This window comes from Pseudomonas capeferrum (assembly GCF_013523055.1).
GTDB classification, from domain to species: Bacteria; Pseudomonadota; Gammaproteobacteria; order Pseudomonadales; family Pseudomonadaceae; genus Aquipseudomonas; species Aquipseudomonas capeferrum_A.
This window is the reverse complement of the sequence record NZ_JAAMQM010000002.1, coordinates 214,668-229,531: the sequence shown is the minus strand read 5'-3', so window position 1 is coordinate 229,531 and position 14,864 is coordinate 214,668. Positions and strand designations below refer to the sequence as shown.

13 protein-coding genes are annotated in these 14,864 nt (G+C 63.2%); all 13 read right to left on the bottom strand.

Annotated elements, in window-relative coordinates:
- Nucleotides 1-40: 40 nt before the first annotated feature.
- Nucleotides 41-1,246, bottom strand: coding sequence for a flagellar hook-length control protein FliK (locus G7009_RS03505; protein WP_181128576.1), 1,206 nt, complete (start codon nucleotides 1,244-1,246; stop codon nucleotides 41-43).
- A 72-nt stretch (nucleotides 1,247-1,318) separates the two neighbouring features.
- The gene (locus G7009_RS03500; protein ID WP_219856421.1) at nucleotides 1,319-1,615 is read right to left on the bottom strand and encodes an Hpt domain-containing protein; all 297 of its coding nucleotides are present in this window, start codon (nucleotides 1,613-1,615) and stop codon (nucleotides 1,319-1,321) included.
- A 75-nt stretch (nucleotides 1,616-1,690) separates the two neighbouring features.
- Complete coding sequence (locus G7009_RS03495; RefSeq protein WP_181128574.1) at nucleotides 1,691-3,394, bottom strand: ATP-binding SpoIIE family protein phosphatase; 1,704 nt, start codon at nucleotides 3,392-3,394, stop codon at nucleotides 1,691-1,693.
- A 9-nt stretch (nucleotides 3,395-3,403) separates the two neighbouring features.
- The gene (locus G7009_RS03490) at nucleotides 3,404-3,709 is read right to left on the bottom strand and encodes an STAS domain-containing protein (RefSeq protein WP_181128573.1); all 306 of its coding nucleotides are present in this window, start codon (nucleotides 3,707-3,709) and stop codon (nucleotides 3,404-3,406) included.
- A gap of 980 nt (nucleotides 3,710-4,689) precedes the next feature.
- Nucleotides 4,690-5,139 (bottom strand): flagellar export protein FliJ, encoded by a 450-nt coding sequence (fliJ, locus tag G7009_RS03485; protein WP_181128572.1) that lies wholly within the window; start codon nucleotides 5,137-5,139, stop codon nucleotides 4,690-4,692.
- 6 nt (nucleotides 5,140-5,145) lie between these two features.
- The gene (fliI, locus tag G7009_RS03480; protein WP_181128571.1) at nucleotides 5,146-6,504 is read right to left on the bottom strand and encodes a flagellar protein export ATPase FliI; all 1,359 of its coding nucleotides are present in this window, start codon (nucleotides 6,502-6,504) and stop codon (nucleotides 5,146-5,148) included.
- Nucleotides 6,494-7,252 carry a flagellar assembly protein FliH gene (gene fliH, locus G7009_RS03475; RefSeq protein ID WP_181128698.1) on the bottom strand — a complete coding sequence of 253 codons (759 nt, stop codon included), beginning with the start codon at nucleotides 7,250-7,252 and terminating at the stop codon, nucleotides 6,494-6,496. The genes fliI and fliH overlap by 11 nt, the downstream gene beginning before the upstream one ends.
- A 73-nt stretch (nucleotides 7,253-7,325) precedes the next feature.
- A complete protein-coding gene (gene fliG, locus G7009_RS03470) occupies nucleotides 7,326-8,345 on the bottom strand; it encodes a flagellar motor switch protein FliG (RefSeq protein WP_181128570.1) in 1,020 nt (339 codons plus the stop codon).
- The gene (gene fliF, locus G7009_RS03465) at nucleotides 8,338-10,119 is read right to left on the bottom strand and encodes a flagellar basal-body MS-ring/collar protein FliF (RefSeq protein ID WP_181128569.1); all 1,782 of its coding nucleotides are present in this window, start codon (nucleotides 10,117-10,119) and stop codon (nucleotides 8,338-8,340) included. Before fliF ends, fliG begins: the two co-directional genes overlap by 8 nt.
- Before the next feature lie 14 nt (nucleotides 10,120-10,133).
- Complete coding sequence (gene fliE, locus G7009_RS03460; RefSeq protein WP_181128568.1) at nucleotides 10,134-10,460, bottom strand: flagellar hook-basal body complex protein FliE; 327 nt, start codon at nucleotides 10,458-10,460, stop codon at nucleotides 10,134-10,136.
- A 105-nt stretch (nucleotides 10,461-10,565) separates the two neighbouring features.
- Nucleotides 10,566-11,942 carry a sigma-54-dependent transcriptional regulator gene (locus G7009_RS03455; RefSeq protein WP_181128567.1) on the bottom strand — a complete coding sequence of 459 codons (1,377 nt, stop codon included), beginning with the start codon at nucleotides 11,940-11,942 and terminating at the stop codon, nucleotides 10,566-10,568.
- On the bottom strand, nucleotides 11,942-13,147 hold the full coding sequence (locus G7009_RS03450; protein WP_181128566.1) for a sensor histidine kinase: 1,206 nt from the start codon (nucleotides 13,145-13,147) through the stop codon (nucleotides 11,942-11,944). The genes G7009_RS03455 and G7009_RS03450 overlap by 1 nt, the downstream gene beginning before the upstream one ends.
- Nucleotides 13,148-13,352: 205 nt before the next feature.
- Nucleotides 13,353-14,828 carry a sigma-54 dependent transcriptional regulator gene (locus G7009_RS03445; RefSeq protein ID WP_181128565.1) on the bottom strand — a complete coding sequence of 492 codons (1,476 nt, stop codon included), beginning with the start codon at nucleotides 14,826-14,828 and terminating at the stop codon, nucleotides 13,353-13,355.
- Nucleotides 14,829-14,864: the final 36 nt, after the last annotated feature.

Here is a 14,864-nt window from a genome sequence, read left to right as displayed (position 1 = left end):
CAAGTGTTATGCCAGATCGGTTCGCGCTCGGCTCGTGCGATCAGGCGTAATAATCCACCGCGCTGGAGCCGATCACCACCTGGCGCTCCCCTGGCTGACGGGCGTCCGCCTGCACCTCGGAGTCGCTTTCGCCCGCTGCGGTTCGGCGCGCGGCGACACCGCTCAACGCAGTGCCTTGCTGCTGGCCCTGCTGCGACTGCTGGCCGCGCGACTGATCGGCGACATTGACGTCCGGCTGCGCCAGCCCCTGCTGGGCGAAGAGTTCACGCAGGCGATAAAGCTGACTGTCCAACGTATCGCGCACCCCGGCATGACCACTGATGAAAGTGATCTGAGCGGCCTGGTCCGGCGCGACGTTGATCCGAATATCCAATCGACCCAGCTCGGCGGGCTCGAGCTGGATGTCGGCTGACTTGAGGTTCTGGCTGGAGAGGTACATGACCCGGTTGACCAGGCCTTCGCTCCAGGCGTTCTGGTTCATTGCCAATGGCTGCTGCAACGGACTGGTGGCGGGAACGACATTGGCGGTCTTCGGCGTAACGGCTTGAGTCAGGGCGGCAAGACGATCGCCGAAATCGTCGACACGGCTATCGCTCGCGGCGCCCTTGATGTCCTTCAGACCTTCTTCAAGCAAACCGCCGAGGGCCTCGGCACCCGGCTCGGACTCGCCTTCGCCATCAATCGGATTCGCCAAGGTATTGACGTTCGCCTGCAGCGTCGCCTGCTTGTCATCGGCGGCATGGGCCGACGTCGCTCCCTGGGCCTGGGCGCTCTGCTCCAGCGCCAGGCGCAGTGCCGGCATGCCGGCCAGTGGATCGGCGTCAGGATCGAAATCCGTCGGTAGCGACCCGGCCTCATCGCCGGACAGCAAGCCAGCCGGCTGCGGCGCGGGCACTATGGCCTGTGCCAGGGGCAAGGCGTTGCCACCCTGGTCAGGCTCGGCACCTGCCGCACGGGAAGCCGCCTCGGTGTCTGGCAGATTATTGCCGTCTTCGGCAACCTTGCCCGTTCCCTCGTCTTCGCTATTGCCGCTTTTGGCAGGTTCCGGCTTGTCCTTGGGCTTGGCTTGCACGTTGCGATCATCTCGCGCCGCCGATGCCTCGCGCCCTTGCCGCGCCATCATTTGCTCGAAGTCTCGTGCCTTGTCGAAAGCGGCCTGCGACAACTTTTCAGTGCCCACGGCGGATGTGCGCGAATGCTGGCCGACAGCGCTGGCTTGCAGCAGGGGGTTGGGTGCGACAGGCATTGAAAGGGTCTCCGCGCCAGAAGGCTGAACGTTATCCGGCAAAGACAGGCAAGACTCGCGCCAGCTCTGTGCCTACCCCGCGGAAACACGTTCTCGCTCACCCTGGTAGAAGCGCTGGACCTCAAGGTATTCGAGGTCGATACGATGGATCAGGTCCTCGATTCCGCAAAGCGGCTGCTGGCGGACGCGCTCTTCCAGTTGCCGGCAGAGCTCGGCCAGCGCGGCGGCCCCCATATTGCTGCTGCTGCCCTTGAAACTGTGTGCGGTCATTCCCAGCTCACTGGCGTCCTTGGCCCCATGCAGCTGATTGATACGATGTTCGGAGTCTTCCAGGAAGGTTTCAAGCAATTGCAGGTAACCGTCCTCCATCACTTCCTGCAGGTCGCTCAGGACCTTTTGATCGATACGATGTTCGGACACTTGTTCGCTCCTTGAGCAAGCTAATCATGCCTGGACCTCCCAGGCGAATTCCACGCAGGCACGACGCCCGCCATCCAGCCAACGGGCATCGCGGCTCAGGCGACGCACAAGGTTCAGTCCGCGGCCACTGAACGCCTGTTCCTTGACCGGGCTGGACAGTACTCGCTCGACATCGAACCCCGCCCCACTGTCCCGCACCTCGATCATCAGACGGCCTCCAGCAGCATGGGGTTCAACCCGCAGGGCGATGCTGACGCAACCCTCCACTTTCCCCGACAGACGCCGGTTGCGCTCGTGGTAGTACTGGGCGAAACCCTGAGCATCACACTTGAGCCGCGAGTCCAGGCCCAGCACGCCATGCTCCAGCGCGTTGGAATACAACTCGCTGAGCACACTGTGCAAAGCGCCGGTGACCGCCCTCAACCCGTGGATCTCCTGCAACAGCTGCAGCAGATAGGGCACAGGGTTGAGACTTTTCAGACTTTGGTCCCGCAATTCGAAGCGTAGCGACCACTCGAGAGGCGCGCCGTGCAGGCCGTCGGAGTAGACCACCGCGGGTGCCAATTGACACTGCGGCTCGAGCATGCGGATATCCAGCAGGCTGATATCGTCGCGTGGACGCCCGCCAAAACGCGCCAAGGCCTGATGCACTTCATCGAACAACCGCTCGACATCGCGGTTGCCGGTCAGCACCTCGCCAAGGCGGTCGACACCGAACAGCTGATCCTGCTCGTTGCAGGTATCTGCAACTCCATCGGAGAGCAGGAACAGACGCTCCCCCTCTTGCAGCGGCAGGGTCTCGGTGCTGTCATCGAAATGCTCCGCGCAAAGGATGCCCAGCGGCAAATGACAGGAAGACAGGCACGACAGCATCTCTCCCTCGGCAGACAGCCGGTAGCCGTCGGGCATCCCTCCGCTCCAGACTTCGACTGTCTGCCGCTGGAAGCTCAGGTTAAGCAGTAGCGCGCAACAGAACATGTCCACGGGCAGAATGCGCTTGAGCTTGGCATTCATCTCGCGAAGGATTTCGACCAGGCCATAACCTTTGGCGGTCATGCCATAGAACACTTCGGCCAAGGGCATGGCCCCGACGGCAGCCGGCAAGCCGTGGCCGGTGAAATCGCCGAGCAACACATGCATGTTGCCCGAAGGCGTGAAGGCAGCCAGCAGCAGGTCACCATTGAACAACGCATAGGGCGATTGCAGGTAGCGGATATTAGGCGCGTTCAGGCAGCCGGAATGGGTCACCTTGTCGAACACGGCCTTGGCCACGCGCTGCTCGTTGAGCAGGTGATTGTGATGGCGAGTAATCTGGTCACGCTGCTCCAGCACGGTTGCCTGGAGACGGCGCAAGCGGTCCATGGCGCGGATTCGAGCGCCCAGGATAATCGCGCTATAGGGCTTGGCCATGAAATCGTCGCCGCCAGCCTCGAGGCAGCGCACCAGCGCTTCTTCCTCGTTGAGCGAGGTGAGGAAAATGATGGGCACCAACGTCTCGCCGGCCAGCGCCTTGATCTGTCGAGCGGCCTCGAAGCCATCCATGACCGGCATCAACGCATCCATCAACACCAGTTGCGGACGCTGTTCGACGAACAGTTTCACCGCCTGCTCCCCATTCTCCACGGTAAACACGCGGTGTCCCTGTTTTCGTACGATCTGCGCCAGCAACAGGCGATCCACCGCTCCGTCTTCGGCGATCAGCACGCTCAGTGCTTCCTTGGCTGGCATGGCAGTCCTTCAACTGATCTCGAAGAGCTTGTTGAAATTGGAGATGGCGAGGATCTTGCGCACGTCGGTACTGGTATTGATCACGCTGATGCGCGACTGATCGCCGCCTTGATGATCCCTGAGCAACAGAAGCATGCCCAGCGCGGAACTGTCCAGGTAGGTAGCGCCTTGCAGGTCGATGACCACCGATGCCGTCGGCGTGGACTGTCGCTCGTAGGCGTCACGAAATTCCTGATGCTTGCCGAAATCGAAGCGACCTCTGACCTTGATGGTCAGCTCGTTCTTTTCCCGAGAGAAGTTGGACTCGACAGCCATGCTAGCGATTCCTTCGATGATGGCGGATTAGAGAAGGTGTAGCAGCCAGGACGGCGGGCGGCAAATCCGTTGCGGATGCGTGATGCATGAGGCTTCATCACGGGACCCGCTGAACCGCACCCCAGATGTTGGACACCCGTCCATTACCCATGGCAAAAGCTCGGACTCATGTGGAGGCAACTGTCTCGCTCAAAACTCGAAATGCAGGCGCTCCGCGTGGGAGCGGCGGGTTCGCCGATGCGACTTGCCCGCGAACACGAGCGAAGCCCGAGCCACCCACCCCGTGGCCTGCTTCGCGGGTAAACCCGCTCCCACAGGGTGCGAGGACAGCTGCCGAACGTGCCCAAGGCAGGTCAGCGGGTTGCTCGGGAGCGGGCGACATGCATGGACCTGCATTCGCCAGGCTGATCTTACCCGGACACCTGTGGGAGCAGGTTTACCCGCTCCCACAGGGTGCGAGAACAGCTGCCGAACGTGCCCAAGGCAGGTCAGCGGGTTGCTCGGGAGCGGGCGACATGCATGGACCTGCATTCGCCAGGCTGATCTTACCCGAACACCAGTGGGAGCGGGTTTACCCGCTCCCACTGGATGCGAGAACAGCTGCCGAATGGGCCCAAGGCAGGTCAGCGGGTTGCTCGGGAGCGGGCGACATGCATGGACCTGCATTCGCCAGGCTGATCTTACCCGGACACCAGTGGGAGCGGGTTTACCCGCGAATACGATGTTGGATTCACCGCCGCATTCGCGGGTAAACCCGCTCCCACTGGAAGTGGACTACCCCCAAGGTCGGTCTGCATTTCGACTCTTGGGCAAGACAGTCGCTCCCACATGGGTCCAAGCTTTTGCCATGCGTAATGCACGGGGCCTGACAGCTGGGATTCAGTTCACATTCCTCTGGGAGCAGCGGTTCGGCAGCCCGACCTGTTCGCACCGAAGCCATCAGCAACGCAACAACTCGCAGTGCCTATTCGATCGCCCCGTCACATTCCTTGCCGCGGCAACCGCTGCGACAGCTCGTCCAGCAGGCGTTGCTCACGCTTGTCCTCGGCGCGTCGGGCCTCTTCAAGATAACGCTGCACCAGCTTGCGCAGCCCTTCGACCCTCGCATAGGCCTGTTGCCAGGTATCGCGAGCATTCTTGAGGTTGTTCTGGTGCCACACCAGGCTCTGTCGCTGCTGGGTCATGGCGGTCTCCAGCTGGCCAAGGAAGCGCTGATAGTTGACCAGCCAGCTGCCATCGACGCCCTGCCCGCCACGAGCGATCCATTGCTTCTGGTAGTCCTCGCGAAAGCGCTCCAGCTCGGTAAGCTTGGCCTGGGCCTGGACAACCTGCTGCTGGAGCTGGCCAAGACGCTGGGCGGCCTTGCGCTCGGTTTCCTCGGCCATCTGCACGACGGGCGCCAGGCGCGCCGCTCGACTGGTCTGGGCCATGGCCTATCAACCACCCGCCTGAGGGGTGAAAATGCCGCTCAATTGAGCACGGCTCTGCTCCATGCCTACATTCTCGTCCAAGCGCTGACGCAGGAAACCGACCAGCTTGGACTGCAAGGCAATCGCCAGGTCGGTTTCCGGATCACCGCCCGCCACATAGGCACCCACGCTGATAAGGTCGCGACTCTGCGACAGACGCGACCAGAGTTGCTTGAATGTCTGGGCCTGGCGCAGGTGTTCCGCGCTGACCACCTGCGGCATGACCCGGCTGATCGAAGCCTCGATGTCGATTGCCGGATAATGCCCCTCCTCGGCCAGACGTCGGGACAGCACGAAGTGCCCGTCCAACACGCCACGCGCCGAGTCGGCGATCGGGTCCTGCTGGTCGTCGCCTTCGGAAAGCACGGTATAGAAGGCGGTGATGGACCCGCCGCCCGCCTCGCCATTCCCGGCTCGCTCCACCAGCTTGGGCAGCTTGGCGAATACCGAAGGCGGATAGCCACGGGTGGCCGGAGGTTCGCCGATGGCGAGGGCGATCTCCCGTTGCGCCTGGGCGAATCGCGTGAGCGAGTCCATCAGCAAGAGTACGTTCTTGCCCTTGTCCCGGAAATACTCGGCGATGCGGGTACAGTACATGGCCGCTCGCAGACGCATGAGCGGCGCATCGTCGGCCGGCGACGCCACCACGACCGAGCGCTTGAGCCCCTCCTCGCCAAGGATATGCTCGATGAATTCCTTGACTTCGCGTCCCCGTTCGCCAATCAGGCCGACCACGATGATCTCGGCTTCGGTAAAGCGCGTCATCATCCCCAGCAGCACCGACTTGCCCACCCCGGTACCGGCGAACAGGCCCAGACGCTGGCCTCGCCCTACGGTCAGCAGGCCATTGATACTGCGGATGCCGACATCCAGCGGCTGGCTGATCGGATCACGATTGAGCGGGTTGATGACCGGGCCATCCATCGGCACCCAGTCTTCCGCCTTCATCCCGCCCTTGCCGTCCAAGGCGCGACCCGCGCCATCGAGCACGCGACCCAGCATGCTCATGCCCATCGGCAGGCGGCCGCTATCGGCCACCGGCACGACGCGCGCCCCAGGGGCAATCCCGGCAATGCTGCCCACCGGCATGAGAAAGACCTTGCCACTGGCAAAACCCATCACTTCGGCCTCGACCTGGACCGGGTGGTAACTGTCGTCGTTGATCACCATGCAGCGACTGCCCACCGCCGCGCGCAACCCTTCGGCTTCGAGGGTCAACCCGACCATGCGCAACAGGCGCCCTTCGACCACCGGTTGGGCGGGCAGGCGCACCGAGTCGGCATAGCCATCGAGGCGCTTGCCGAAGCTGGTTCGATCAAGACGCATCGGTACGACCCAGGTCAAGCGTCATATCGGCAGCCGCGGGATGCAGCGCCTGATCGTGCAGTTGGTCGAAGATCTGCGAGATGGCCTGTTCGATACGCGTTTCCACCGTTGCATCGATTCGACTGTGGGCCGTTTCGATACGGCAGCCACCCGGCAGCAACGACTCGTCCTCGAGCAGTTTCCACTGCTCTTCGTGACGTTCGCGCAAGGCCTTCACCAGCTCGAAATCCTGGGGATTGAGATGGATACGGATGTTGTCGGCGCCCATCGGCAACAGCTTGAGCGCCTCGCGCAGAACCTGGGTGATGCGGCTGGAATCGATGCGCAGGTCACGGCCGATAACCTGGCGGGCCACATGGCTGACCAGGTGGATCATGCCTTTTTCGATCTGGCTGTCCTGCTCGGCAATGGGGTCCAACAGGTGCTTCATGAGCTGGTCCAGACTGTCGAGTCGCGCCGCCAGCGCCGTCTCCGCTTCCTGCCGGACCTTGAGCTGAGTACTGTGAAAACCTTCGCGCTCACCGGTGGCGAAGCCCTCGTTATAGGCTTCCTGGCGGATGGCTTCGAGCTCTTCGAGCGTCAGCGGCTGGACTTCTTCCAGCGGGACTTCCTCGATCTCCTCGACAACTTCCGGCTCTGGCTCCGGCACGGGTTCGGGCTGGGGATCGAAGCTGGGCATTGCCCAGACGTCGACGCCACGCAGCTGGTCCGCGCGAATGAGGTCACTGGAGTGTTCTTTGGTGGACATGCTGTCGAGTTCTCGCAAACCGGTGGAGTTGAAGACCGCAAAGCGGGCGCTATCCATGGCACCTGCCATGCAATCAGATCATCTCCTCGCCACCCTTGCCACCGAGCACGATCTCGCCGGCCTCGGCCATGCGTCGGGCAATGGTGAGGATTTCCTTCTGCGCGGTCTCCACATCGCTGACACGCACCGGACCCTTGGCTTCCAGGTCGTCGCGCAGCAGCTCGGAAGCGCGTTTGGACATGTTCTTGAAGACCTTGTCCTTGACCCTTTCGTCGGCACCCTTGAGCGAAACCACCAGCACGTCCGAGGACACTTCGCGCAGCAGCGCCTGGATACCGCGATCGTCCACGTCGGCCAGGTTGTTGAAGACGAACATCAGGTCCTCGATCTGCTCGGACAGGTCGGTATCGACCTCGCGGATCGAATCCATGAGCTGACCTTCCACCGAGCTGTCGAGGAAGTTCATGATGTCGGCGGCCCGCTTGATGCCACCCAGCGTCGTACGCGCGGCGTTGGAGTTGCCGGAGAACTGTTTCTCCAGGATCTGGTTCAGCTCCTTGAGCGCCGCCGGCTGGACGGTATTGAGCGAGGACACGCGCAGGATGATGTCCAGGCGTACCTTGTGGTCGAAATTGCTCAGTACCTCGCCGGCCTGGTCCGGGTCCAGGTAAGCCACGACGATCGCCTGGATCTGCGGGTGCTCGAAGCGGATGACGTCGGCTACCGCGCGCGGCTCCATCCACTTCAGGCTGTCCAGGCCGCTGGTATTGCCACCGAGCAGGATGCGATCGATCAGGCCGTTGGCCTTGTCCTCGCCCAGCGCCTGGTTAAGCATCTTGCGGATATAACCATCGGAGCCCACGCCCAGGCTGGTCTGGTCGCCGACGACCTCGACGAACTCGCTCATCACCTGTTCGACCTGCTCACGATGGATGGTGCCCATCTGCGCCATGGCCACACCGACCCGCTGGACTTCCTTCGGCCCCATGTGTCGCAACACCTGGGCGGCATCGGTCTCGCCCAGGGACAGCAGGAGGATGGCAGCCTTGTCGACACGACTCAGCTTGGCGCTAACGGCTCGGTTATCACTCATCGGCGTTGATCCACTCTTTCACGACCTGGGCGACACGACCCGGATCTTCGGCCACGAGGCCCTTGATTGCGTTCAACTGTGCCTCATAGCCATCGGTCGGGCTTGGCAACAGAATGCTTTGCGGGCCACCCAGGCTGACACGGTCGTTGGCCAGTTCGCCATCCAGACCGATCATGCCGCCCAACTCCATGTCGTTGCTGTCCGCGGCTGCCTGCTTGCCACCGCCGGTAATGTTGTTGAGCACTGGCCGCAATACGCCGAACACCAGTACCAGGATGAACAGCACGCCGAGTACCTGCTTGACGATGTCCCAGAACCAGGGCTGCGAGTAGAACGGGATGTCGATGATCTCTTCGCCACGGTCGGCGGCGAACGGCACGTTCATCACGCTGACACTGTCGCCGCGGCTGGCATCGAAGCCCACCGCATCCTGCACCAGGCGAGTGAAACGGGTAAGGTCCTCGGCACTCCACGGCGCGCGGGTGGCTTCGCCGGTGGCCGGGTCGAGCTTGACCTGGTCATCGACCACCACGGCCACCGACAGGCGCGTCAGGCGACCCTGCTGCTGGCGGGTATGGCTGATGGAGCGATCCAGCTCGAAGTTCTTGGTCGACTGCTGACGCTTGTCGCTCGGATAAGGCGCGAGCATCGGCTGGCCGGTGGCCGGGTCCATGATCTGCTGCCCGTTGGCGTCCAGCAGCGGCTGACCGGGCGCGATGGCGCCGGCGGCGGCCGCGGTGCCGCCGGTGGTCTGCGGTGCGGTGGCCGCGCCCGGTGGCTGGTTGCTCAAGGCACCCGGCACGCCTTGCGGACCCTGGCTGCTGGAGCGTTGCTCATCGGTGGACTGCACGCTGCGCAGGGCCGGTTGATCGGGGTTGAACTGCTCCGACGTGGACTCGGTGGCACTGAAATCGACATCCGTCGACACCTCGGCCTTGTAACGGTCGTTACCCAGCACCGGTTGCAGGATGTTGTGCACGCGCTGGGTCAGCATGGTTTCCATGCGGCGGCTGTAGTCGAACTGCTTGCCCGCCATGGTCAACGCGGTGTCCTGCAGTTGCTCGGAAAGCAGGTTGCCTTTCTGGTCGACCACGGTGACCTGCGACTTGTCGAGCTCGGGCACGCTGGTCGCCACCAGGTTGACGATGGCCATGACCTGGCCCGCCTCGAGGGCGCGCCCCGGGTAGACCTCGATCAACACCGAGGCGCTGGGCTTGCGCTCGTCACGAACGAACACCGAGCTCTTCGGGATCGCCAGGTGCACGCGGGCGGCCTTCACGTTGTTGAGGCTGGAAACGGTACGCGCCAACTCGCCTTCCAGGCTGCGACGATAGCGCGTGGCTTCCATGAACTGGCTGGTGCCCAGGCCTTGTTCCTTGTCGAGCAGCTCGAAGCCGACGTTGCCATCGGTTGGCGCAACACCCGCGGCCGCCAGTTTCAGGCGCGCGCGGGAAATGTCGTCGGACTTGACCAGCAAGGCGCCCGAATTGGGCTCGACGGTATAAGGGATGTCGGCGGCGGCCAGGGTCTCCATGACCTGCTTGGTGTCCATGCCGGTGAGGCTGCCATAGAGCGGACGATAGTCAGGCTGCTGGGACCAGAGCACCACGGCAAAGCCGATCGCCACGCTCGCGGCGAGACCGACCAACAGGCCGAGCTGACGCAGCACGGGCATCCGCGAGATGTTTTCCAGGAACGCCAGGCCGAACAGCGGCGGCTTGGACGCGGCCGGGCGGCTCTTGGCGGGTGCGTTATCGACGACTGCTTCAGCCATGACTCAATATGCCCTCACACCGGCATCTGCATGATGTCCTGGTACGCCTGGACAAGCTTGTTGCGTACCTGGGTAAGTGCCTGGAACGACACGGTGGCCTTTTGCGAGGCGACCATCACGTCGGTCAGGTCGATGCCGCTCTTGCCGATCTCGAAGGCGTTGGCCAGCTGCGACGAAGCCTGCTGGGTGTCTTGCACCTTGTTGATGGCTTGCCCAAGCATGTCGGCGAAATTGCTCGAGCCCATCTCGGGCGCGGCAACGGCCTTGGGCATCGACATGGCGTCCGCCTGCATGGCACGCATGTCCAGCATCAAACGATTGAATTCAACACCTTGGCTCATGACTTCCTCTCTCCTGCAGCCGCATTTTTTTGACACTCATGCAGCGGTTACCCAGGATCTAGCAACAAGAGTGCCAGCCCAGTCATTGCCTTGTGCGCAAAGGGTTCAGCTGAACAGACTGGCCTCGACGTCCAGGCCGGCATCGCGCATCTGCGCCAGCTTGTAACGCAGGGTGCGCGGGCTGATTCCTAGCCGCTCGGCAGCCTCTTTACGTCGTCCGCGCTCGGCGCGCAGGGTATCGATAATCATCTGGAACTCATGACGGCGCAGGTCACCGTCCAGACAGCCGGTATCCGACGCTCGCGCATCGATGGCAGGCACATTCGTCGTCGGCGACGAGACAGGTGCAAGCGGCAGCGTGCCGGCCAGGCAGAAATCCGCCGCCTCGATCACGCCACCCTGCTGCAGGATCAACGCCCGCTGCAGCGCATTGTCCAGCTCGCGGACGTTGCCAGGCCAGGCATAGGCCTGCAGGCAGGCCCGCGCCGCATTCGAGAGCCGCACAGGAGCATGTTTCATCTTGTCGACATGGTAGGCCAGCAGTCGCTCGGCCAAGGGCAGGATGTCGGCACTGCGCTCGCGCAAGGGACGCCACGCCAACGGAAAGACCGACAGGCGATAGTACAGGTCCTCGCGAAAACGTCCGGCAGCCACTTCACCGGCGAGGTCGCGGTTGGTGGTGGCCAGGATGCGGATGTCCAGGCTGATCGGCTTGCGCCCCCCTACCCGCTCCACTTCCCGCTCCTGCAACACGCGCAGCAGCTTGGCCTGCAGTCCAAGCGGCATCTCGGAAATCTCGTCGAGCAACAAGGTGCCACCGTCCGCCTGCTCGAACTTGCCGGGCTGGGCGGCGATGGCGCCGGTAAAGGCTCCCTTTTCGTGACCGAACAGCGTGGCTTCGAGCATGTTGTCCGGAATGGCGGCACAATTGATCGCCACGAACGGTTGACCCGCGCGCGACGACTGCTGGTGAATGTAACGCGCCAGGACCTCCTTGCCCGTACCCGACTCACCGGAGATGAGCACCGTGGAATCGCTGCGCGCGACCCGCGCAGCCAGTTCCAGCAATTGCCGACTGGCAGGCTCCTGGGCGACGGGGCCGCTATCCTGCGCGACCAGCCGACCGCTGGCATGCCGCGCCACCATCCCTAAAAGGGCCTTGGGCTCGAAAGGCTTGACCAGATAGTCCGCCGCGCCCTGGCGCATGGCATCGACCGCACGCTCGACCGCTGCATGGGCGGTCATCAGCAGTACCGGCAATTGCGGATGATGGCGACGCAGCTGGGCCAACAGCTGGTGACCGTCCATGCCAGGCATGTTCACGTCGCTGACCACGAGGCTGAAGGCCTCGCCCGCCACGGCCTTCAGCGCCTCTTCGGCAGAACCGACGGCAGAATAGGCGAAACCGCCGATTTCCAGCGTGTCGCCCAAGGCCTGGCGCAGTACGCGATCGTCCTCGACCAGCAGGACCTTGATAGCCATCAGCGTGCCTCGCCGATCAGCGGCAAGGTGACGCTTACGCAGGTGCCCCGTCCGATCTTCGATCTTACCCGGACGCTGCCCTGATGCGCCCGGACCACTGCCTGGACCACCGCCAGACCAAGGCCGGTGCCGGTAGCCTTGGTGGTCAGGAACGGCTCGCCCAGGCGCGACAGCAGGCTCGCCTCCATACCGCACCCGGCATCGCTGATGCACAGGTGCAGCGTGCAATCGCGGCGATACAGATGAATCTTTACCCGCGCCGGCGCGCTGCTGGCCTGCAGGGCATTCTCGATCAGGTTGAGCAGCGCGCCGACCAAGGTATCGCGATTGCACATCAGTTCGCCTAAATGGGTATCGCATTGCCAGCGAACGGAGTGTCCTTGGACATGAGCCTGCGCAGCCTGCTGCAAGGCCTGGAACAGAGCCTTGGGCGTCACCCGGTCGGTGACCGGCAGTTCGCCACGGGCGAAGACCAGCATGTCCCGGACCTGATGCTCGAGTTCATGCAGGCGCTCCTTGAGGCTGCTCGCAAAGCGCTGGCGCATCGAGGGAGCGAGTTCCTGCTCGGTATCGGCCAGGTGACTGGCATAAAGCAGTGCCGCCGACAGTGGCGTGCGGATCTGATGCGCCAGGGAGGCGACCATGCGCCCCAGGGCGGACAGGCGCTCATGCCGGGCCAGCTGATCTTGCAGGCGGCGGGTTTCGGTCAGGTCGGTAAGCAGCACCAGCTGCCCCGGTTCGGCATCCAGCGATCGAGTGGCAATGGACAGGCGCCGCCCATCACGCAGGGAGACTTCATGCCCGTCATCGTCGCGCGGGGCGAAACTGCGCGCGATCACCTGGCGCCACAGCTGGCCGATCAAAGGCTCGCCCAGCAGGTCGCACGCCGCAGGGTTGGCCTCGCATACGTACCCTTGGGCATCGATGACGATGATCCCGCCCGGCAACAAGCCCAGCAGGTGCTGCAAGCGATTGGCCAGGCGTTCCTTTTCAGCCAGTTCGGCCATGCGCTGGGCACTGACCACTGCAAGCTCGCCCTTGAGCTCGCTGACCCGGTTTTCCAGCAGGGAATAGGACTCGCTGAGCTGGCTGGAGACCTGGCTGAACAGGGCGAACGCCTGCTCGAGGTCCTTTCGACCTTGCGGCTCGACCGGGTTGCGGCCTTGCGGATCGGGGGCTCGGGATATCTGGGCGGCCTGGGGCATCGTGCTCTCTCGCGTGGCTGACCGTCAAAAACGGCGCGTTGCAAGCGCAGTAGCAATAGCCGTGCCGTTCATCCGGGTAATCAGCCCGAAAGAGCGCCAGAGGCGGCACGCAGAACAGCATGGATGGGGCTTTGCGCCCTTTTGGAGGCAGCGTTCAAGGTGCCCCCGGCGGCCTCATGAATGAGTTCGCCGGGTGGCGCAGGCGTCAATCCTCCGCCTGTTCCTCGCCGTCGCGGCGGCTCATGCCATATTTGCGCATCTTCTCGACCAGCGTGGTACGCCGGATACGCAAACGCTCGGCGGCACGCGCGACGATGCCACTGGCATCATCCAGCGCCTGCTGGATCAGGCCTTGCTCGAGGCTGCCCAGGTAATCCTTCAGGTCCAGGCCTTCAGGCGGCAGCATCGCCTGATTGGGGAAGCTCGGCGTATGACCGTTGATGGCCACGCGCTCTTCCAGATCCGAGCGAAGGCTATCGACCAGTTGCTCATCCTCGTCATCGATGTAACGAAACTTCTTCGGCAGTTCGGCAACGCCGATGACACCATAGGGATGCATGATCGCCATGCGCTCGACCAGGTTGGCCAGCTCGCGGACGTTGCCCGGCCAGCCATGACGGCAGAGCGACATGATCGAAGCGGAGTTGAAGCGGATCGAGCCGCGCTTCTCGTGCTCCATGCGCGAGATCAGCTCGTTCATCAGCAGCGGAATGTCTTCCACGCGCTCGCGCAGCGGCGCCATCTCGATCGGGAAGACGTTGAGGCGGTAGTAGAGGTCCTCGCGGAAGGTCCCCTCCTCGATCATGCTCTCCAGGTTCTTGTGAGTGGCGGCGATGATGCGGACGTCGATGCTCTGGGTCTTGTTGCTGCCGACCCGCTCGAACGTACGCTCCTGCAGGACACGCAGCAGCTTGACCTGCATCGGCAGCGGCATGTCGCCGATCTCGTCGAGGAACAGCGTGCCGCCGTTAGCCAGCTCGAAGCGGCCGGCCCGGCTGGTGATGGCCCCGGTGAAAGCACCTTTCTCGTGCCCGAACAGCTCGCTCTCGAGCAGCTCGGCCGGGATCGCCCCGCAGTTGACGGGAACGAAGGGCCCTTCGCGGCGCTTGGAGTGATAGTGCAGGTTACGCGCAACCACTTCCTTGCCGGTACCGGACTCGCCGAGGATCAGCACGCTGGCATCGGTATCGGCCACCTGCTGCATCATCTGCCGGACATGCTGGATGGCTCGGCTCGTGCCGACCAGGCTGCGGAACAGATTGGGCTCGCGGTGACGACCGCGCTCGCGGGCCTGGTCATACATCTCGCGATAGACCTGGGCACGATGCAGGGAATCGAGCAGCTTGCTGTAGCTAGGTGGCATCTCGAGGCTGGACAACACCCGGCGACGCAGGTCTTCGGGGAAGTCTGCGGAAGAAATGTCACCTAACAGCAACACTGGAAGGAACTCATCCCAGGCAGACACTGTCCTAACCAGCCCCAGCAGATTGGCGGGCGAGTTGACAGATCCGATCAGGACACAGAGCACTTCGCGACTCGATGACAGCGATTCGACCGATTGCTGCCAGTCTTGGCTGGAACAGGAGAGATTTTCTTCGCCAAGAAAATTCAGCACCACCGCCAGGTCCCGGCGGCGCTCGCCGTCGTCATCGATCAGGAGAATTTTGGATTCACGCCACATGCAATAGCAACTTCCCTAGTCATATCGGCGCCCGGG